This is a genomic window from Actinacidiphila epipremni, assembly GCF_012034175.1.
Lineage (GTDB): Bacteria > Actinomycetota > Actinomycetes > Streptomycetales > Streptomycetaceae > Actinacidiphila > Actinacidiphila epipremni.
In genome coordinates, this window is the sequence record NZ_JAATEJ010000095.1 from 1 (window position 1) to 315 (window position 315).

1 protein-coding gene is annotated in these 315 nt (G+C 65.1%); it reads left to right on the top strand.

Translation table 11 applies throughout. The features are described 5' to 3' along the window. The coding region (locus HCN08_RS34610; RefSeq protein WP_167987353.1) for an IS630 family transposase at window positions 1-315 on the top strand (315 nt) is incomplete at both ends.

A 315-nucleotide genomic window follows, 5' to 3' on the forward strand; every position in this document is an offset into this window, starting at 1 on the left:
TACGACCAGCCTGTTCGCAGCCCTGGACATCGCCTCGGGGTCGGTCATCGCCCAGCACTACCGCCGCCACCGCCACCAGGAGTTCCTCCGCTTCCTGAAGGTCATCGACGCAGCCGTTCCCAAGGACCTCGAACTCCACCTGATCCTGGACAACTACGCCACCCACAAGACCGAGCCGGTGAAGAAGTGGCTGCTGCGACACCCCCGCTTCCATCTGCACTTCACTCCCACCTCGGCGTCCTGGCTCAACCTCGTCGAGCGCTGGTTCGCCGAGCTGACCTGCCGCAAACTCCGCCGCTCAGCCCACCGAAGCGT